Source organism: Dictyobacter formicarum (assembly GCF_016587435.1).
The window spans coordinates 249,425-269,935 of the sequence record NZ_BNJJ01000009.1 but is presented as its reverse complement, the minus strand read 5'-3'; the positions used below and the strand labels follow the sequence as shown (position 1 = coordinate 269,935).

At 48.2% G+C, this 20,511-nt stretch carries 19 protein-coding genes; 7 read left to right on the top strand and 12 right to left on the bottom strand.

Annotated elements, in window-relative coordinates:
• Window positions 1-130: 130 nt before the first annotated feature.
• Window positions 131-2,083: an ArnT family glycosyltransferase gene (locus JMI88_RS17535; protein WP_201363222.1), complete on the top strand. Its 1,953-nt coding sequence runs from the start codon at window positions 131-133 to the stop codon at window positions 2,081-2,083.
• A 282-nt stretch (window positions 2,084-2,365) separates the two neighbouring features.
• Here the strand turns inward: JMI88_RS17535 and JMI88_RS17530 are convergent, their stop codons facing one another.
• The 3 genes from JMI88_RS17530 to JMI88_RS17520 all read right to left on the bottom strand — a co-directional run bounded on the left by JMI88_RS17530 (window position 2,366) and on the right by JMI88_RS17520 (window position 7,216).
• A complete protein-coding gene (locus tag JMI88_RS17530; RefSeq protein ID WP_201363221.1) occupies window positions 2,366-3,820 on the bottom strand; it encodes a glycosyltransferase family protein in 1,455 nt (484 codons plus the stop codon).
• Between the two features lie 323 nt (window positions 3,821-4,143).
• The gene (locus JMI88_RS17525; protein ID WP_201363220.1) at window positions 4,144-5,442 is read right to left on the bottom strand and encodes a putative hexosyltransferase; all 1,299 of its coding nucleotides are present in this window, start codon (window positions 5,440-5,442) and stop codon (window positions 4,144-4,146) included.
• A gap of 388 nt (window positions 5,443-5,830) precedes the next feature.
• Window positions 5,831-7,216: a putative hexosyltransferase gene (locus JMI88_RS17520; protein ID WP_201363219.1), complete on the bottom strand. Its 1,386-nt coding sequence runs from the start codon at window positions 7,214-7,216 to the stop codon at window positions 5,831-5,833.
• 455 nt (window positions 7,217-7,671) lie between these two features.
• Between JMI88_RS17520 and JMI88_RS17515 the strand changes: the two genes are divergently transcribed.
• From JMI88_RS17515 to JMI88_RS39410, 5 genes are all read left to right on the top strand, one after another.
• Window positions 7,672-8,493 carry a glycosyltransferase family 2 protein gene (locus tag JMI88_RS17515; RefSeq protein WP_201363218.1) on the top strand — a complete coding sequence of 274 codons (822 nt, stop codon included), beginning with the start codon at window positions 7,672-7,674 and terminating at the stop codon, window positions 8,491-8,493.
• A gap of 42 nt (window positions 8,494-8,535) precedes the next feature.
• A complete protein-coding gene (locus JMI88_RS17510; RefSeq protein WP_201363217.1) occupies window positions 8,536-9,924 on the top strand; it encodes a hypothetical protein in 1,389 nt (462 codons plus the stop codon).
• Window positions 9,925-10,726: 802 nt separating this feature from the next.
• Complete coding sequence (locus tag JMI88_RS39420; protein ID WP_236022949.1) at window positions 10,727-11,065, top strand: hypothetical protein; 339 nt, start codon at window positions 10,727-10,729, stop codon at window positions 11,063-11,065.
• A gap of 33 nt (window positions 11,066-11,098) precedes the next feature.
• On the top strand, window positions 11,099-11,800 hold the full coding sequence (locus JMI88_RS39415; RefSeq protein ID WP_236022948.1) for a hypothetical protein: 702 nt from the start codon (window positions 11,099-11,101) through the stop codon (window positions 11,798-11,800).
• On the top strand, window positions 11,800-12,249 hold the full coding sequence (locus JMI88_RS39410) for a hypothetical protein (protein WP_236022947.1): 450 nt from the start codon (window positions 11,800-11,802) through the stop codon (window positions 12,247-12,249). Before JMI88_RS39415 ends, JMI88_RS39410 begins: the two co-directional genes overlap by 1 nt.
• A gap of 136 nt (window positions 12,250-12,385) precedes the next feature.
• Here the strand turns inward: JMI88_RS39410 and JMI88_RS17500 are convergent, their stop codons facing one another.
• The 4 genes from JMI88_RS17500 to JMI88_RS17485 form a co-directional block, all read right to left on the bottom strand.
• Entirely contained in the window at window positions 12,386-12,829 is a 444-nt protein-coding gene (locus JMI88_RS17500; RefSeq protein WP_505712010.1) for a phosphotransferase, read from the bottom strand.
• A gap of 29 nt (window positions 12,830-12,858) precedes the next feature.
• Entirely contained in the window at window positions 12,859-13,086 is a 228-nt protein-coding gene (locus JMI88_RS17495) for a hypothetical protein (protein ID WP_201363214.1), read from the bottom strand.
• 99 nt (window positions 13,087-13,185) lie between these two features.
• Window positions 13,186-14,619 (bottom strand): WD40 repeat domain-containing protein, encoded by a 1,434-nt coding sequence (locus tag JMI88_RS17490; RefSeq protein WP_201363213.1) that lies wholly within the window; start codon window positions 14,617-14,619, stop codon window positions 13,186-13,188.
• Window positions 14,620-14,622: 3 nt separating this feature from the next.
• The gene (locus JMI88_RS17485; protein WP_236022946.1) at window positions 14,623-15,201 is read right to left on the bottom strand and encodes an RNA polymerase sigma factor; all 579 of its coding nucleotides are present in this window, start codon (window positions 15,199-15,201) and stop codon (window positions 14,623-14,625) included.
• Between the two features lie 235 nt (window positions 15,202-15,436).
• On the opposite strand from JMI88_RS17485, the gene JMI88_RS17480 reads away from it, so the two are divergent.
• Window positions 15,437-15,649 (top strand): DUF2795 domain-containing protein, encoded by a 213-nt coding sequence (locus JMI88_RS17480; protein ID WP_201363212.1) that lies wholly within the window; start codon window positions 15,437-15,439, stop codon window positions 15,647-15,649.
• A 503-nt stretch (window positions 15,650-16,152) separates the two neighbouring features.
• Here the strand turns inward: JMI88_RS17480 and JMI88_RS17475 are convergent.
• The 5 genes from JMI88_RS17475 to JMI88_RS17455 form a co-directional block, all read right to left on the bottom strand.
• Window positions 16,153-16,860 (bottom strand): bifunctional DNA primase/polymerase, encoded by a 708-nt coding sequence (locus tag JMI88_RS17475; protein ID WP_201363211.1) that lies wholly within the window; start codon window positions 16,858-16,860, stop codon window positions 16,153-16,155.
• Window positions 16,861-17,231: 371 nt separating this feature from the next.
• On the bottom strand, window positions 17,232-17,741 hold the full coding sequence (locus JMI88_RS17470; protein ID WP_201363210.1) for a thioredoxin family protein: 510 nt from the start codon (window positions 17,739-17,741) through the stop codon (window positions 17,232-17,234).
• Window positions 17,742-17,983: 242 nt separating this feature from the next.
• Complete coding sequence (locus JMI88_RS17465) at window positions 17,984-19,312, bottom strand: metallophosphoesterase family protein (RefSeq protein WP_201363209.1); 1,329 nt, start codon at window positions 19,310-19,312, stop codon at window positions 17,984-17,986.
• A gap of 69 nt (window positions 19,313-19,381) precedes the next feature.
• Entirely contained in the window at window positions 19,382-19,780 is a 399-nt protein-coding gene (locus tag JMI88_RS17460) for a hypothetical protein (protein ID WP_201363208.1), read from the bottom strand.
• Window positions 19,781-20,090: 310 nt separating this feature from the next.
• Complete coding sequence (locus tag JMI88_RS17455) at window positions 20,091-20,498, bottom strand: response regulator (RefSeq protein ID WP_201363207.1); 408 nt, start codon at window positions 20,496-20,498, stop codon at window positions 20,091-20,093.
• Between the last annotated feature and the right edge of the window lie 13 nt (window positions 20,499-20,511).

Here is a 20,511-nt window from a genome sequence, read left to right as displayed (position 1 = left end):
CTATTGATGGGAACAATTTCATTTCAAATGCATACTGGTGGTAAAGACGGTTTTTTGCTTGCAAGCGTCTGCAACTTCACTTGTTTGTAAAAAAACTGCTAAGACTTCGCTAAAAGGAGATATAAAGGATATGTCGAGGACGATGATTACGTCGCCTGCGCAGGTACAGAAACAGACGCAGCAACTCGAAGACTCTCACCAACCAATGCTATTATGGCATAAACTCGCGCTGGGTACTGTGCTTGCTATCTCTGTCTTTTTCAATTTTTTTGCTCTGGACAAACAGGACTTTTTCGAGTACTACTATGCGGCGTCGATTAAAAGCATGCTGTTAAGCTGGCATAATCTGTTCTTTGCAGCGTTTGATCCGGCTGGCTTCCTGGCTCTGGATAAACCACCACTAGGATTCTGGATTCAGATGCTGAGCGTCAGGCTCTTCGGCTTCTCGGTATTCACTATATTGTTGCCGGAAGCTCTGGCCGGGGTGCTTGCGGTCGCGGTGATGTTTCATCTTGTGCGCCGCGTCTTCGGGCCTCTCTCCGGCTTGATTGCAGCCCTGGCGCTGGCTCTCTCTCCAATCAGCATAGCCACCAATCGTACCAATATCATAGACAGCCTGCTGGTCCTGGCCGTGCTGCTGGCAACATGGTTGGTGAACAAAGCCACTGAGACTGGCCACTTACGCTGGTTATGTCTCTGTGCCATCCTGCTCGGGCTTGGCTTCAACATCAAATATCTGCAGGCTTATATGGTGCTACCGGCATTTGGCCTGGCTTACTGGCTCGGATCACCGCTACCTATAAGAACAAAGCTTTATCATTGCGCGGTGGCACTGGGAATCTTGTTGCTGATCTCCCTCTGCTGGGTAACGATCGTCGACCTGACGCCGACCAATCAGCGCCCCTATATTGATTCAATTACCACCCAATCGGAGCTAGATCTAGCCTTTGGTTATAATGGCGCATTCCGCTTAAATGCCGACGATAACGTTGTCAACAACTGGGCTTGGGAAATAGGAAGACCAGGGATTGCACGCTTCTTTGGACAACCGGTCGCAGGACAGTGTAGCTGGCTTTTGCCACTGGCTTTGTTCAGCCTTCTAGCCCTAAATAAGTCCAAACAGAGGCGCCTGCCATTAAACAGACAGGATCAGGCGCTCGTGCTCTGGGGGACATGGCTATTCACATTGCTTGCCTTCTTTAGCAGCGCCCATTTCTTCCATCTGTACTACCTCTCCATGCTAGCCCCGGCTATCGCGGCTCTGGTTGGAGCGGGCATAGTAATGATGTGGCATGACTATTGCCGTTACGGGTGGCGTGGCTGGCTACTTCCCTGCTCTCTGCTGCTGACGGGAATCACGCAAGCTCTCTTTCTCACTGCTTTTCCGATGTGGAGCAATATGCTTGCCATGGTCATTACTGCTTGCAGTGTTGTATTAGCGCTTATGCGATGGCAGCGCTTCCCGCATTCAAGAGCCAGGCAGCAATTTAGCCGCAAGGAAGCCAGCCGCGTCAAACAATACAAAAAAGCCAATCAGCACACTGTTGATAGCAACAGCACAATAACAGTTGAACAGCGCTTGCAGCAAGCGGCCATGACCATTGTCACCCTGGGAGTGCTGAGCCTCTTGCTAGCTCCAACAGCCTGGGCTGCCATTCCTCTCAATCCGCAAAGCAGGGTCATACCGATGGCAGGGCCACCAGTGCCACAAACACACATTCCTCCACTCATCGCCGACCCTGTACTATTAAACTACCTGCTAGACCATAAGGGTAAGGCACAGTTCCTGCTGGCAACAATGAATACAGAGGCAGCATCTCCATTTATCGTAGATACGAGCCTGCCCGTCATGGCACTGGGCGGCTACTCTGGTATCACCAGTTTCCTGACGCGCGAACAACTCATTCAGCGCATCGACCATGGCCTGGTGCGTTTTTTCTTGCTACCAGAGAGCAACGATCAGACCGCGAGTTGGGTATTCTCCCATTGCAGAAAAGTCCCGACTAAGCAATGGCAATCACGTATCAACACAAAATTTTCTGTGGATGCACTAACCTTGTATGACTGCAGTGGCCATTCGTGAAATCCAAACCCGAACGTTTGTAGCCTGCACATGTGATCGTTCGGCTACAGACCCTTATAAGAGCATGCCAGAAAGCCAGAAGGTTCGCACCTTCAAGCTGAGGCAAGGAGGAGGAGAAGGAGATCATGCCCCGGCATGCTCGTCAGCACCTATGACGCTACGCGCCTTCGGCGCTCAAAAGGTCTCTTCATGGTTAGTGCAGCAGGTGCGCATTTGCGCACCTGCTGCACTAACCATGAAGAGAGTGGGGACGCCTGCGTTCCCCATGCGCAGGTTGTCTCTTCATCCCTTCCCTTTTCTTTTCCCATTTCCCTTTACTTCTTTATTTTGTGCATTTACGAGAGCGGTTTTTTTGCGCAAGTAGGAATAGGAGTAAGAGAAGAGAAGTGAAGCAATTATGCAGAAAAAGCAAAGATTACGAAGGGCGATGATAGCGTAGAAGAATGGAGTAGCTGAGATGGAGGTAAAATTGTCCATGAAGAGCATGTAAAGATAGGGAAAGATATACGTCGTCAACACTCCAAACAGACACCACGCCACAACCCACTTCGGCTTCCGCTCCCCAACATAGGCAACTAGAGGCATGAACCAGAGGACGTATTGTGGGCTGAACACTTTTCCAGTGAAGATAACAATCAGGAGCGTTAATAAGCAAGAAGCAGCCAGATCGATTTTGTTACGCAATTGTAACCACCAGATATATATCAGGCCTGCGCCTAATAGAATAGAATTTATAAGAGATACCAGGGAAGTAAGGGGGCTTACGACACTGAGAGATCCATACGTGTACCTAAGATCCAACGAATATCCCAGGAAGTGAGACAACCATAGGATCGATGCTGCTGCTGACTCAACTTGAAACGGACGATTTCCATAGTAGCTCAACGGGGCGAGGGTACCCTCGATACTCAAGCAAAGCGAGAATACCATTATTGCCACACATACCACAACAAACACAACAAGTGGGGTAAATCTGCGCCAACTCGTCCACTTCTCACCGGATGCCAGCTGTTGAGCTAACAGAAAAGGGATAAGCAGAGGAAGTGAATAGAACTTGAAGACAACCGACAATGCCAGAAAAGCAAAGGCCCAATTCCAACGTTTGCGTACCCCGAAGATGATAGCGACTAATGTAAGTACCGAGGGCACCAGATCGAAGCGTCCGTCAGCCGTTGCCCAGCCGCCAATCACCAGATAGAGAGCACAAGTGCATGCTGCCCACCTGGATCTGAAGCATCTCAATAGCCCATAAATAATAATGGCCACCACAGACATCGAAATCGCGAAGGCTACCTGGTACCAGTAAGGTGAGACAAGCAAAGGAATTGTGAATGGAATGATTGATGGGAGCGGATATTCTCGAGGTAATGAATGCAGGGGGAGATTGGGTGTTTGACTGGCTACAAAGTGGATAATACCAGCAGGGAAGTGATTTGCCTGCATCCAATGTACGAGAGTGGCGGTAGAAATAAATGAGTCCTGAGGTTGGGTCAAGAAAGAACATTGCTCCCAGGGGAGCGTTTTAAGCGCAGGTAATCCTCCCCAAAAAGCTGTAGCATAACACTGATATACTGGAACATCACTAAACCTTTGCCCGAACAACCCCTGATACAAAAGGACTCCCATGGCTATCATAACCAGCAGATCCAATCCGTAGCGAAGTAGAAGGTTTTTTGATTCCTTCGGTCTGGTACTTGTAGATTCAGAAATATGGGGTTGAACACTTACTTTTTGCATGGTTGTTACTGCTCCTCACTTTTGTATCATTGCTACTGACATCCGCAGATATTCACCTGATACCAGATTTGATCAGGATCTGCTTTCACAACCAGTATGCGCCCGGCACGAAATTGTATTCATCGATAGAATTTAGCAACGACGTAACTATGGCAGGAAATCATCAGGCAGGCTTGAGATGCATACATAGTATGGGTTGACCCAACCTCCTGACCGGCCCATCCCATATCCCAAACAAGAAACGGCGAGTCATCCCCACCATGAATGGGTAGGGATGACTCGCTTGTCTTTGGTAAAAAAGGAATAGAGACTGTGATGGCCTCCTAAGGAATGGGTATATTTTCCAAGGGTGCCTCATTCTCAACTTGCGTGGCTATGTGCTGATGATCTGCAAAATAGAGGGCTTTGATTAACGTGCCGATCGTAATGATCATAGTCCCTAAAATGAGGAAGGGTAACCAGGATAGGTTGATCACTGTCATGTTAAATAGAAAAGGCATATAAGCGAACAGTGACGCCAGTTGTACAGCAATGGCAAGATAGAATTGCCTGGGTACATAGAAGGCGTAAATAATAGATATGACATCTGCCATGTAGAAATATCTTTCATGCATTTCCGGCAAAAAGAACGGAACACTGAGCACAAAGATAAATGCCAGCAGGATCAGCAGGTGGGACGAAACTTTTTGCTGACGCACATACACAACAAAACACAGCATAAGGATGCATGCTATAGCCAATATCAAGCCTGAATAACAAAACACTGAAAACTGAGAGTTCGGGAACCACTGCCAGAAAGTGGGAGCACTAAGGGTTAAAGAGGGATACTCCCCAGACACTCTCACGTATATGGTTAATAGATCCACAAGTGGTCTACCAAGGAGGAAAGCAGGAAAAATCATCACCAGGTAAGAGGCTGGTATTATAACCAGATGCTTGAGATAAACCTCCCTTTTCATCCATAAAAAGAGCAACAATGGAAGCAGAAAGACTGCTTGTGGCTTAAATGAGAGTGAGAGGCCGAAAAATAAACAGGCGAATCCAGGGCGTTTCCTCAAGAGGAAGTACAAGCCCATTACAGCGAACGCGGTATAGATCACGTCACACTGACCCCACAGAGCGCTGTTCAGAAAAATGGTTGGGGCAAATAACACGAGCAGTGAGGCAATAAGCGGTACGTAGCTGCTCTGGTATTTGAGTTTGATGATGAGATAGACCCCAAAGGCCAGCACAAAATCAAAGAAGATAGAGAGCGCTTTGAACAACACAAGTGGTGAAAGCGGAATATATGTTATCAGCGCGACAAAATAGAGATAGAAGGGGGTATAGTCACTAGCAATGTATTTTAATGCGGCAAATCCGTCATGGGCTTGAATAAAGTTATACCATACCATAAGACCATTCCAATAGTCACCACTTTCAAACGGTATTAAAGATATCCTTAACATCAAGGCTAATAGCAAGATAGCCACGATCAAAAGATATTCTACTTTTTTCCCTTTTTGTATGATGTTTTTTATGATATAGAAAGACTTTGCTTCTATATTTTCACGCTCTGTGTTTAACTGATACTCAATTGGTTCTACTTTCGTTTCTTTGCTTTTTACTTGAATGTCGTTCATGATTCTGTTCTCCTCTGCAACCCTTCGCTTTTAATGTCACTATTCGAGTTCCCCGCGTCTCTGTGTCCGCTTTATCAGGCGGAATATGGGAGATGTGAAGGGAACTTTCATGCCCCCCTCCAGTTTGCTCCCTTTCTCACACCACCAATGAGCCTTGCAGGCCTGTTGGAACTCCTGCTGAATAGTGAGCTTTTAATTTCAGTTTACCCATATCCGCCAAAATACTTGCAGGTTCTCACCGGTAAAGTGGACAACTACGGCTCAACCGACCAACTGACCTATCACATGCCTCAAACAAAAAACAGCGAGCGAGAAAGCCCCACCATGAATGAGTGAGGCTTTCTCGCTCGTCTTTGGTAAAAAAGGAATAGAGACTGTGATGGCTTCTTTAAGGAATGGATATATTTTCCAAGGGTGCCTCATTCTCTACTTGCGTGGCTATCGGTATATTTTCCAAGGGTGCCTCATTCTCTACTTGCGTGGCTATCGGTATATTTTCCAAGGGTGCCTCATTCTCTACTTGCGTGGCTATGTGCTGATGGTCTGCAAAATAGAGGGCTTTGATTAATGTGCCGATCGTAATGATCATGGCCCCTAAAATGAGGAAGGGTAACCAGGATAGGTTGATCACTGTCATAACAAACAGAAAAGGCAGATAAGCGAACAGTGACGCCAGTTGTACAGCAATGGCAAGATAGAATTGCCTGGGTACATAGAAGGCGTAAATAATAGATATGACATCTGCCATGTAGAAATATCTTTCATGCATCTGTGGCATGAAAAACGGAACACAGAGCACAAAAATCAACGCCAGCAGGATCAGCAGGTGGGACGAAACTTTTTGCTGACGCGCATACACAACAAAATACAGCATAGCGATGCATGCCATAGTCAAGACCAAAGCTGCATCATGAAGGATCGAAAACTGAGAGTTCGGGAACCACTGCCAGAAGTTGGGAGCATTGAGGGTTATATATGGCACATCCCCGGCAGCTGTCAGGTATATGGTTAATAAATCCGTAAATGGCCTACCAAGGAGGAAAGCAGGAAAAATCATCACCAGGTAAGAGGCTGGTATTATAACCAGATGCTTGAGATAAACCTCCCTTTTCATCCATAAAAAGAGCAACAATGGAAGCAGAAAGGCTGCTTGTGGCTTAAATGAGAGTGAGAGGCCGAAAAATAAACAGGCGAATCCAGGGCGTTTCCTCAAGAAGAAGTACAAGCCCATTACAGCGAACGCGGTATAGATCACGTCACACTGACCCCACAGAGCGCTGTTCAGAAAAATGGTTGGGGCAAATAACACGAGCAGTGAGGCAATAAGCGGTACGTAGCTGCTCTGGTATTTGAGTTTGACGATGAGATAGACCCCAAAGGCCAGCACAAAATCAAAGAAGATAGAGAGCGCTTTGAACAACACAAGTGGTGAAAGCGGAATATATGTTATCAGCGCAATAAAATAGAGATAGAAGGGGGTATAGTTACCAACAGTGTATTTTAATGCGGCAAATCCGCCATATGTGTGGATAAAATTATACCACACGATAAGATAAGTGTGATAGTCCGCACTTTCAAACGGTATCACAGTTATTCTTAACATCAAGGCTAATAGAAAACTAGCCACGATCAAAAGATATTCTACTTTTTTCCCTTTTTGTATGATGTTTTTTATGATATAGAAATACTTTGCTTCTATATCTTCTTCTACATTTAATTCATGCTCAATTGTTTCTAATTGTATTTCTTTGCTTTTTACCTGAATATCATTCATGATTCTGTTCTCCTCTGCAACCCTTCGCTTTTAATGTCACTATTCAAGTTCCCTGCGTCTCTGTGTCCGCTTTGTCAGGCGGAATGTGAGGGGAATTTGTGGGGAACTTTTATACCCCTCTCTGGCTTATTTTCTTTTCCACATCGTTAATAAGCCTTGAGGCCTGCTGGAACCCCTGCTGAATAGTGATTGTTTAATTTCATTCTACCCATATCCCCCAAAATACTTGCAGATTTGCTACAGTAAAGTAGAAGGCTGGTGAGATCTCACAGTTCACCAGTTCATAGGCAATAGCCCGCAACCTCCCCGAAAATGCAAGTTTATCTTTTTACTTTCTTTTACTCCTATATCAATATTATACGTATTCTTTATGTTTATCCCGAATAATTTGGTGTCGCTAGTTATCATGTCATCAGAAGCGTTGCCAGCGGTGAATAAAAGGTGGAGGTAAATAGATGACAAAAATCAGCATAGTAATACCTGCTTTAAACGAAGAAAAAGGTATTGGCCTGGTCCTTCAAGAGATTCCCATTTCTGCCCTGAAGCAAATGGGATATGGAACCGAAATTTTAGTCATAGACAACGGATCAACAGATAGAACGGCTCAGATTGCGCGCGAGCATGGGGCAATAGTGATAGTACAACCAATTCGAGGGTATGGTAATGCGTATCTTGCAGGCTTTGCAAACGCTTCGGGGGAGATTATCGCCACTGGAGATGCCGATTTGACCTATCCATTTTCAATACTACCTCAACTTATTAAGAAAATGGAGGAAGAAAATTTAGAGTTTATAAATACCGACCGCTTAACCTACCTTGATAAAGAGGCTATGCGTTTCTCTCATCAACTTGGTAACTGGATGTTGACACACGCTATCAGAATGCTTTTCAGATGGCCATTCAAGGACTCACAATCAGGGATGTGGGTATTTAAAAGAGAGATCTGGCCAAGCCTGGATGTGCGATCATCTGGTATGCCTTTTTCACAAGAATTGAAAATCGAGGCATATGTAAGAGGTTTTAATTGCGCGGAGGTTCCCATTTTGTATCGGACACGAGTGGGAAAAGAAAAGCTGCATACTATCAAGGATGGCATTGGCAATATCTCGCACTTATTTTTAAAGCGACTCCAAAGATGGAACCTATCGAACCAGTACCGCACTCACCAGGGTCAACTTAAGCAGAGCTTGACCGACCAGGGCACGCCGCATGATGCGCCAGTTTCTGAGCAACCCGCATCACAATTGGTGGGTAGCCGACGGAAAAAAATCGTTTGATCGCGCTCATTCCACAAGACAAAAGAGATAGAAGGATACTTTATGCTTAAAGAGTATGTAAAAGTAGAGACACACCTGAACCAATCCCTTGAGCAAAGGAGGCTACGCCCTGGAACGCTCATTGCCTGGTTTGAAATTGCCTTGATAGGGCTGGGCCTGCTGGGGAATTTTTTTCTTTTGCAGCATGTTATGTGGTGGCCTGATGGCGGGTTCAGATTCGAAGCTCTGTCAGAGCTAATAACCCGGGGCAAGATACCTGACACGAAGTATTCGCTCGTTATGCCTCTCTTCTCAATCCCTTTCTGGACGCTGGACAAGGTCGGTCAAACGTTCTGGTGGACCACACATTATAACGTCTTCGTCTTTGGCGCAGGTCTGCTTGTTACCTACCGGCTACTAAAGGATCACATCGATCGCGGCCTGCTGCGCAAGTTTTTCTTGCTCCTCACCGTGGCCTCGATGTTCTCTCACCACCTCTTGTTCTACTTTGGAGAGGTATTTACTGCCATCTTTGTTGCTGTCGGCTGTATAGCAATTGTTGTTGGCCCCGTTACAGTGGGCTGGTGTGCCATTATCCTGGGTGTAGTCAATACCCCTGCCACGATCATCGGTTTGATCCTGCTGGGCACCAAACATATGCTCGCCAACAAACGTATGCGTTATGCTCTGGTGATCATTATTGGGGCAGCTCTAATCATGCTTGAAGCCTGGATCCGGCGTGGTAGTCCGTTTGCCAGTGGCTACGCCGGTGAACAGGTAGCGCGCACCATTATGCCCTACTCCGGAAGGCCAGGCTTCAGCTATCCCATCTTTTTTGGTCTGAGTTCATTACTCCTTTCCTTTGGGAAAGGCATCTTCTTCTTTGCTCCGGGCTTGCTGCTCCCTATTCGCCAGACCCTACGTAAGGTTAAGAGCGCGACAAAGGTGGATCTGTTTGCTATCTATACCCTATGGATAGGATTCCTCGTTGGCCTGCTACTGATCTACTCGTGCTATTGGTCCTGGCACGGTGGCTGGTTCTGGGGGCCGCGTTACCTGCTCTTTGCGTCGATCCCGGCCTCCTTTGCACTCGCTGTGCGCTTGCGATGGCGCGATGCCTCCTTGTGGATGAATATTGTAATCATCCTGGTGCTTTGCCTATCTATCTGGGTTGGTATTGAAGGCGCGGTCTATGCAGACGATGCACTACGCAATGTCTGCGCTCCCACCTGGCAGGGAAATGAGCTTTTATGCTACTATGCGCCTGAGTTCAGTGCCTTGTGGTATCCCTTTGTGGTCTACCAGCCGCTTAGTTCCGGTCAAATACTCTATCTACTCTATAGCCTCTTTATCGGCATTTACCTCCTCATCCCGCTGCTGATCACGACAAGACACCAGCTCATTACAACAGCGCGCGAGAGGGGTTGGACCAGGTTGAATCTCCGTTTCTGATTTTACGCCCATCCCACACAAAACATGGATCATCCCAGATTTAATACAGAAGGATGACCCATGTTTCATGTGGGACATATTTGTGTACATAACATCAAATCTTTTTCCACCTATGAACTCTGGTTGCAATTCAATGAATCTGTCAGAAAATATGTTTTTATGCATCTTTAAATATTTATCTCATTATTCATATTATATATTTTAATTAATATTTATAGTAGTATCAAACATGGTGGTACCGTAATTATTACAATTTTATATTTATTTTTATAATAAAGGTATAAATTTTTGGGAGTAAAAAAATATATAAAGAATATTATTAAGAACACATATATCATCTTAATCATGTTATCTGTTTTGTATACCAATAATTAAACGTTATCAAGTAAATAACATACTACTTTTTTCAATTCGTATTTAAATATGTAACTTATATTTACCTTCTATACTAAGAACAGAGCAGCCTCTTCTAATAAGGGGAGAGATTTATCAGAGCAAGAAATAACCTATGTTGTATGGGGTTACTAGCATTATCTTCTTTTTTGCGCTGATAGCTTCTATCTCTTGTTCTTATATCTTTGAAGGAAACAGGCATATGCTCTCTTGGTTAACCATTAAAAAGGAAGAGAAATACTGCCTATGAAAAAGTTAAACGTGATGGGAGCTGCACTACTGATTTGTGTGCTGGCAATAATTTCTGCCAGTATGCTGGCAGGAGCCCTTGCTCAATCTCGTTCAGTTCAGGTTGATTCGGGTCATGCTCATTCGATGCAACCTCACGCGATGCAGTCCCACTCAACCAATGATAAGTTCGGGCACGCCTCTAGCCAAAACAGGTCTTCTTATAAGAACAATAAGAGCAATAAGAGCTCTTACAATAAAAGCCATAAGAAGGCCTCTGTTAATAGCTATGAGGACAAAGCCTACTATAATAGCTATGAGGATAGAGCCTCTCACAATAGCTATAAGAGCAAAGCCGCCCATAATAGCTATAAAGGCAAAGCCTCCCATAGTAGCTATAAAGGCAAAGCCTCCCATAGTAGCTATGATAACAGCTATGAAGACAAGGGCTCCTTTAGCAGCCAAGGTCAGCCCTCCCATGAAAAATGCGAAAAGTGCAAGAGGAAAATCATCATCATAAAAGTAAGAGGACCAACTGGCCCCACTGGTCCTAGTGGCCCATCAGGTCCTAGTGGCCCATCAGGTCCATCAGGTCCATCAGGCCCCACTGGTCCCACTGGCCCAACCGGTCCTACTGGCCCATCAGGTCCTAGTGGTCCTGCTGGCCCAACCGGTCCTACTGGTCCTACTGGTCCTACTGGTCCTACTGGCCCATCAGGTCCTAGTGGTCCTGCTGGCCCAACCGGTCCTACTGGCCCCACTGGTCCCACTGGCCCAACCGGTCCTACTGGCCCATCAGGTCCTAGTGGTCCATCAGGCCCCACCGGTCCTACTGGTCCTACTGGCCCAACCGGCCCAACCGGCCCCACTGGCCCATCAGGTCCTAGTGGTCCATCAGGCCCAACCGGCCCGACTGGCCCCACCGGTCCCACTGGCCCAACCGGCCCAACCGGCCCAACCGGCCCCACTGGCCCATCAGGTCCTAGTGGTCCATCAGGCCCCACCGGTCCTACTGGCCCCACCGGTCCTACTGGCCCAACTGGTCCCACTGGCCCAACCGGCCCGACTGGCCCAACCGGCCCATCAGGTCCATCAGGTCCATCAGGCCCAACCGGCCCGACTGGTCCCACCGGCCCGACTGGTCCCACCGGCCCCACCGGTCCATCAGGCCCAACTGGTCCCACTGGCCCAACTGGTCCCACTGGCCCAACTGGTCCATCAGGCCCTCCGGGAGAGGCTGAGGGGTTTGACGTAGTGAACGGAGCAACTACGGCTTTCTCCTGCCAGCGTACACCTCCGGCAGGGAGTACTACCCCCGCGTGTCCTAACACAGTAACAGTGGCAAGCATAACTGTGCCAGGGGGACCGGCAGGGAGCAAGTTTATTATGAATGCGACTATTCCGATTACGGCGACAGACAATAATACGAGGGTGGTGTGCAGTTTCGGCGGCACAGGTGTCACATCTGATGCACCTGGTGGTCCTGCTACAACAAGCTTCGAAACATTCACAGCAAGTTCACCGCATGTGACATTGCCACTTTCGGATTCGATACGTGTCACCACGGCCACTCCTACTGGAACAGTTGATGTTAACTGTACTATTAGTAATACGTCAAGTGGTAATGCGGTTGTGACGGCTGTAGTCAGCGGGGTATCCATAACGGCTGACCGAAAGACCACTCTAAACGGCGTCGATCCGTAGGATAACGAGCAGTATGGTAACCCCCTGCTCGCTCATCCTCTAGCAAGTAGGTACCGATGAAAGCGGATGTTATAATTCACTTTCATCGGTACTCTACATATCTGCCAGACAGTTTTGCCAGACAGTGATGAGCTGTTTATAAGGAACGGGTGGCCGCGCGCAGGGCTACTGCGGCTGCCTCGGCTTTGTGGAGAGCCCAACCAATACCACGCGGCTGGTTGGTAAGGGCACAATACCGGGCGTGCCACAGGCCGTGATACAGCTCATAACAGTGCAAACGAAGGGACAGATTCTCAAACGGCGGCAGGTTGTGAGTGTGCCGATATTCTGTGAAGGCACTGAGCCAATCGATGTGGCCCGCGGGCATCGCCTCGGCCCAGAAATTCATCCGCGCAACGTCATAGACCGGATCACCATACAGGCTCAGGCCCCAATCCAGGATGCCCGAAAGCCTATCTACCTTGGTGAGCGCGTTGCTGAAGCCAAAGTCACCATGGAGGAGACAACGCTCTTCGGGACACCAATCAAGATAGCGCACCAGCTCGGCGTGCAGTGCCATATACCGTTTTTCGTCGAGTATTCCGGCAGCGAAGGTGGCACGCCATCCCTTCAGCGCACCGCTCCTATCATCGTCGAAGGTGTTTCCGAGCGATCCTTCTCGAAAGCTGTACTCGTAGCACTGAAGCGCACCACCAGGACTTGCTCCTCCTGCCGATAGGCGTAGGCGCGTGAAAACTCTCCACCAGAAAGCTGACGAACTTCTGAGGCTGGAGCTCCGCCGCGATCAGCCAGGAAACGCTGCGCGCCTTCCAGAGTGATAGATCTATAATTCTGCATACACTTTCCTTATAAATTTCAACAAAAAATGGTTCCTACGAAAATGTAAAGCCCATTGCCAAATTGGCAACAGAGGTTTGGATAAAAAGGTTACTCTGTTTATTGCGCACCCAGGATTCTGATAGTGGTGCTCAGGCGTTGCGTTTTTGGGTCGACACCATCGGATGCCGTGACGAGCATAGAACTATCAGGAGACCAGGCAATAGCCCTGACACCATGATTGTCAGTTAATTGGGCTGGATAGGTGTAGCTAACCTTGCGGCTAGCAACATCCAGCAGGCGTAAGCTTACATGGAAGAAATTGGCCATGGCGATATGTTTTCCATTGGGCGACCAGGCCAGTTGGACTGAGTTGGGCGGCTGAAGTTCACCTAACAGGGCAAAAGTACTCTTGCCAGTTGGAATATTCCAGACCTGTAAGAAATCAGAGCAATAAGTAGCCAGTTGCCTGCTATCGGGAGACCAGGCGATTTTTTCCTGGTCTGCGAGGTCGCTACCTGATCCTCCATAGCCCATGGGATCCAGATGTTGGACCAGGCGCCCGGTGCTGGCATCCCAGACATAGGCAATATTTTTGGGGGCGTTGATAGCGACCACGCCAAAGGCGATATAATGGCCATCAGGTGACCAGGCGATATCAGCTTCTGTGGCGTTATGCAGGCCAGTCATCAGCGTGCGCACGAAAGCCCCGCTCCTGGCATCCCAGATCCTTACACTCTGGGTCGGCATGGCTCCATCCGAGGTCACAGTATCCACAACGGATACCACCTGCTTGCCATCGGGCGACCAGGCCGAGCTATACACGGCAGTATCGTGCTGATTGTTGACCCTGGCTGGATCAGGAGAGTAGCTGGCTAGCAGCTTACCCGTATTGCCATCCAGAATACTTCCAACTCCAACCCGTTCCAACAGCAGGCGCTGACCATCGGGCGACCAGGCGACGCCAGCTGCCAGTTGTGCGGGCCAGTAGCTCGCTGAAGCTGGGTACTTAAAGTTAGCAACAGGCGAGCATGTACGGGCATCCAGTATTTGTATACGCCCACTATTGCTAATAACAGCAATCTTTCCCTGCGCAGACCAGCTGAGCCCAAAAGCATCCGGATCGGCGTTAAAGGAACAATGCTGTTTACCCAGGCGTGGCGCATCATGCTGCGTCGTTTTTGTGGTGACATGGCCACCCGATATAAACATTTTAAAGGCCAGCACATTGAGCAGGACGATCAAGATGGCGGCGACCAGCGCGATCGTGCTCAGCCAACCACGGCGCTTACGCCTGCGTGCGTGGTCCGCTATCTGAACAGAGTCAGGAATATAGGCTCCTGACTGCTCTGCTTCCAGTTGACCAATACGCGCCCGCACGCGTTCCAGAATAGCCTCATTCTCTTGATAGATATTCCTGAGTGCAGCAACCGTAGGCGCTCCAGCTCTATTGCGACCTGAGTCGTGTTGATCTCTCACGCGGGCAAGTTGCTCTATCTGTTCATCTATAGACTCCGGGCGGAAGGGCTGGCTCGACTCGTCATGCGGCTCCATAGATTATTTTCCTCCCCGGTACTGCTCATATATATCTCGCAAATGATTTAGAGTGCGCGAAAGCATCGTACGAATAGCTCCATCGCTTTTCTGTAGTTGCTGAGCAATTTCTTTCGTGCTCAGCTCCCTGGCAAAACGGAGATGCAAAATCTCTTGCTGGATTTGAGAAAGATCAGCCAGGTGGATGAGTAGCTCATCATAATCTGCATTTCTCAATGCAAGAGCTTCTGGTGCCTCCTCATCGCAGGCAAAAAGCGTCTCGGCAACATCTTCCAGAGACGCCATCGTCGGGCGGCGTCTCTGCTGCCGGTAGCGATCAACAATCTTGTTGCGCGCTACATGTCGTAGCCATGTCAGCTGCTCATTCTCACCTAGATGGAGCGGCGTTTTATTTTGTAACGCAGCCATAAATACTTCCAGCAATATATCCTCTGCATCTTCTTTAGTAGCCACACGTGAACGAATATACATCAGGATATTAGCCGCATATCGCTGATAAAGCAGGGCTACCGATGATGGATGCGATTCTTCTGGTTCGTCCGATTGTTTCAAGGAAGCTGTATGCCGGGTTTGATGCATCATATACCTCAGCTTATTAACGATCTCAAACAAACAATCGCTGGTATCTCAAGATATGTTACAAGAAACGTAACTATTGATAGTTTTATGCATTTGATAAAACTCACAAATTTTAATATTTAAACTGGTCCCTGATAGCTGTCAGTATACTCATGGTGATAGGATTTTTATTGCCAGGGATGACATCATACACGTAACGGTGTACGCAATTCGTGTACTGCACAGAAAGGTAACACACATGAATATCAATGCTGGACAAATCGACCAGATTTTGAATTCACTGCCATATCCCATTAGCAAGGACAGCCTGATCCAGCAAGCTCGCAGCCGCGGCGTCAATGATCAGATCATCAGCATGATGGAAAAACTTCCAGACAAGACCTTTAATTCAGCCGATGATTTGAAGAGTAGCCTGAGTGGCTTCGGCAATTTAGGTGGCATGAAGATTTAAATATATTGCTGCTGATGCCGCTGTCCAGCGGCATCAGCAGCAATATATTTTTTTACCAATAAAATGGGTCAAGGTACATTTTATTGGTAGCAAAATTCAAGTTTTCTTTGTGGGGTCCGATAGATATAGATGTAGCCCAACAGCACTCAACATCTTCCGCATTAAGGCTACCAACCTTCCCTTGCAGGAGGAGCGAAAAACCTCTTTCGCTCCTCCTCCTTTAGTTTTTAGCAGAGTGTCTGATTCCCATTTTTATGAGGAAGTTAAGTGCCCCCGTACGGGCGGGTGCATGCGCACCCGAGCCAATTTTATGTGATTGTGAAAAACGTGCGCCTGGCGCACGTTTTTCACAATCACATAAAACATGTTGAGCGCCGCAGGCGCGTAGCGTCAGGGGCCGCAGGCGCGAAAAGCATAGCTTTCAGACACACTCTTAACATATTGGTGCGGCAGGTGCTCCATGCGCACCTGCCGCACCAATATATGGAAGAAATTTGAGGAGGCTAATTTACTTCACAGTCAGGGATAGCGGATCGACTTAAAAGGAGGCGGGCCAGTTCACGGGCCGCAGGCGAGGGATGCTGCTCTCTCGTGGACCAGGCCGGGCTATACAGGTGGGAACCAAGTAAAAAAGGTAAGATGACCGCGGGGAGTCGTGCCGGAGTAGCTGTATTTATCCAGCTGACGCGACCCTGGGTAAGCAGGCTGGGAGGAGCCACTACATAACCGCCTTCGCCGTAGGTGTCTATGCCTGGACCAAGCTTATTCTTCGTAGTGCGGAGGGTAAGGGTTCGATTATAGGTAAAGTAAAGCTGCCAGTTACCTTGCTCTGTCCGGGTCATAGCCGTTTCAGGTATCGCATAGAGCTGTCTGAAATGCTCCAGGAATCCACCTCGCAAAGGATCAACATCGATCACCACTAAACCATCTCCGGTAGCAATACCAATATTCGCCTGCTCGTCTTGCGTCCACCAGCGTTGAAGTGTCACAGAATCGGTGGTCGCTCGCTGAACGCCATCCACCAGGCGCGGATGTTGTCCTGGCTGTGAGCATTGTAACTGGCCGCAGGCGCATGAGCCATCAGCAACCAGGCCATAGAGGGGAAGTACGCGCCAACCACCATGTGCATAATTCCATGCAGCATCTTGTAAGCGGCATACCGGAGGACAAATGGTATGTTGAAAGGGTGTTACACGCATTGTCTGTCGCATATATCCTCTCCTTCTCAAAGCATTGAGAGAAGACACTACGAAGTCCACCCATACGAGTGAGCAGTACAGGAAAGAGCCTATACTTGCATCCAGTATAACCGCCCCCTCCAAATTCTGCACCGGCTTTTTTAAATGCAACTAGATCAAAGAGGCAATGGGCATTATCATAAGCTTGCAGTCAATTTTTCATTCAATCGCTGGCTGATTGCTTTATTTCAAGGTGAGGAGAGAAAAGACACAATAGTCTAACGCCTGCGCCGAAGGGGCCGGTGAGAAAAGGCACACGTTTGCGCCGCTAATCCTTATAATTCAAACAATTCAAAAAAATACTCGCATGAACACTGCATGGCTAGCGGCCAGGCCGCAACAGGCTATGAAAGTGCTTCCTGTGCATTATCCATAGTGAGAATTTCATCGACTTGTTTGATCAAGCTCTGTGCATTGGTAAAGCCATAATTAACCGCGTACGTCTTGCCATTTGCATCCAGCAATACAGTGGTTGGCACCGTCAATACATGATAGCGTTGCGCCAGTTCGGGCGAACTGGATATATCCACATTCATGACCGACACCACATTGCCTTTGGCCTCAACCACACGGCGCAACACCGGAGCCTGCAAAATACGACATTGCTGATCTTCTTCACTGCCAAAAGCGAGAATACGTACCCGCACCGCTACGGATGTACTACTCGTGCGCTCAACCACATCTTCACTTGCAGATACGTCAATACTGGGAAGAGGAGCTAAAGCATCAACAGGTGCAGAAACGTGCGTGTGCCGCCGGTATTCAAACACGAAACGACGAGCAGCAAGTACAAATACCAGCACAAAGACAGCGATCAGCACGATGGCAGCCAGCCGTAAAATCAGATCAGACATAACAATCATACTCCCCGCCGAAAGAATCCGCCCTCATAGCCTATAAGAGACATCCATCCTTAGAGCCATGGGTGATTACAGAGACACAATCTATTAGTTTTCTATACGACTCCAAAAGCATAAGCAAAGAAACAAGGAACCAGAAATACAAACGCCTATAAGATTATTTAATCACGAAAAACACGAGTTTGTACAGGTTTATTCTGTCTACTAACATAACGAACACAACTACAAGTAGCAACTTACACAGGCGGGAGTAAAGATGCCCGCTTCTCCCGTAAGAACTCGGCGATCTGTTCTGGCTCTTCTTTGTGAAGGGCGGAAGACTTCAATTCACTCAGGACGGAACTCCATTGCTCTTTAGCGGGTAAATAACGGCTATCCAGGCCAACCAGTTCTTCAAAGATGCGTCGTTCCAGTTCGTGCCACATCGATCGATCACGTCCATCGATATCGCCATCATCAGGAACATAATCCTGGTCGTTAGTGGCATTATCGATGCGGGTATGTAGTGGCTCAAAATAACGGCGTACCACTTCTTCCATACGTTGTTGATCCAGCGAGCCAGCATCAAAAGCCAGCGTGCCGCTCAAATGGATCTGTACTACGGGCTCCACGCCTCGATAAGCCGGACCTTCACGGCGGCAATAATCTTCAAGGCGCTGATATAATACTTCTGGTTCCGCCAGACCATCCACCCGTAAATCATAACGCACAAAAGGTCTTCGACGACTCACTAAACGGACAGCGTGATGCACACGCTCTTTGCGCTCCGGATCAATGATGCGTTCAGGTTCGTCGGTATCGATCTCGACATAATAATAGCCACGGTCCTCCCATTGCGACTCTTCCGCGCCACAGGTTTCAGTGGAACCAGGATTATACATCCAGCCATCGAACTCGTATGGTTTATGGACATGACCCAGCGCCAGGTAATCGATCTGGTTGGAAAGGGCCTGGAACTGGCCCAGGGTTGGCAGACCTTGCACGCGCGGCACGATGCCGTCCACGCCTGTATGCATCATCAGCAGACGATAGGCAACCCCCTGCTCATTCTCTGCGGCCTCTGCCTCTTTCAAGGCCTGGGCCATTCCTTCCAGCACACGAGAAGTGGCTGCCCCCTGCCAGGGCAGACCATAGACACGCAACTGGCCATCCAGCAAATCAATATAACTGCCCAGCATAGTATCAGGCTGCCAGGGCGTTAGCTGTGGTGCCCCATTCTGCATCATCGGGGCCAGCAATTTGATGTAGCCTTGATAACATAAAAACTGCAGCCAGGACACGCCATCCCGGTAATAACTACGATCATGGTTACCCTCAATCGCGATCACCGGAATCTGCAAATCATGCAGCCTCTTTAAACCTTCAATGGCATGGATCAGCGTCAAAGCATCAATGGCACGCTTATTGAACAGATCACCTGCAATGACCAGGAAATCGACATGGCGTTCGATTGCCGCGTCAATCACGTCCCAGAAAGCCCGACTAAAATCATTGAAACGCTCACGGACGCCATATTGCTCATATCCGAGATGGGTATCGGCCACATGAATAAAAGAAGCTCGCATTTTTGTTCCAGTTCCTTAAAAAAATACTCGATCAACAAGAACCGTCAAACTGCATCCTGGCTACACGAGTTATGCGGCCGGGCCAGTCATCCAGGCGCGTACCGCCACAATAGCAATCACCAGAGCGCCCAGGCTATAGATCAGCACATCTCGTCGTTTATCCTTTCCATTGGTCGTGAAGCTCAGCCAGACCAGTGGAATGCCCAGTGCAACAATACCGCCATATACATAATGTAGATAATAGAGTCCAGTGCCACCACCGGGTTTTAAGCCCATAGCGACCATGGAGAGACCAAGCAGGCCCTGTAGCACTCCGAAAGCAAAGGCAACCAGCAATGAAATACGCCAGGGTTTGATGTTCTCCCGCTTTTGAAAGTAGACGATGAGTCCCCAGACCCCTGCGACCAATGCTGATAAGAAGACGCAATAGACGTTATAGTTGTGTAAAGTAAGGATAAAGTCAGCCACTGTGTTGCCCCTTCAGAACCTTTTGATAAGGTGGTTGCTTATCAAAGTTATTCTTTTAGTTTTGGGGGAAATTGGAATTTCCCTAGCCTTACTATAGCGTGTCAGAGGTTGGCTGACAAGATAATAAACACGGTGCGGCCGTGTTTTATGCCGTTGTGCTCGATTTTTTATATGTCGAGGGTTCGCGCCTTCGGCCCATGAAGATACGCGCCTGCGGCGCTCAACATGTTTTCATGTGATCGTGCAAAAATCGCGCCGGGCGCGATTTTTGCACGATCACATGAAAAGGGCCCGGGTCTTGCGCCCGATTTCAAATATCGGATGGCATGTAGGTTTGGATGATGTGCATGATGTCGTCGACGGTAAAGGGTTTGGGCATGGTCTGGTTGACCTGGAGCGATGTGGCTTTAGCGAGTTGATCCAGGGCAGACATAAGGACGATGATGTGTTGTTGGCGGCGAGCAGGGTTCTGGCTGAGTGTGCGGCTAAATTCATAGCCATCCAATACCGGCATCATGAGGTCCAGGAAAATTAAATAGCTCATCTGTGCGTCGGCCGTAGCCAGTATATCAAGGGCTTCGCGTCCATTGTGGGCAACCTCAATGGAATACCCCTCCATGTCCAGAATGTCGGTCATCATATCTCTAATGATGGCTTCGTCGTCGACAACAAGAATTTTTTGTGGAGTTGGAGTATTGGACATATCTTTTGCGTGCATGCTTCAATTCTAC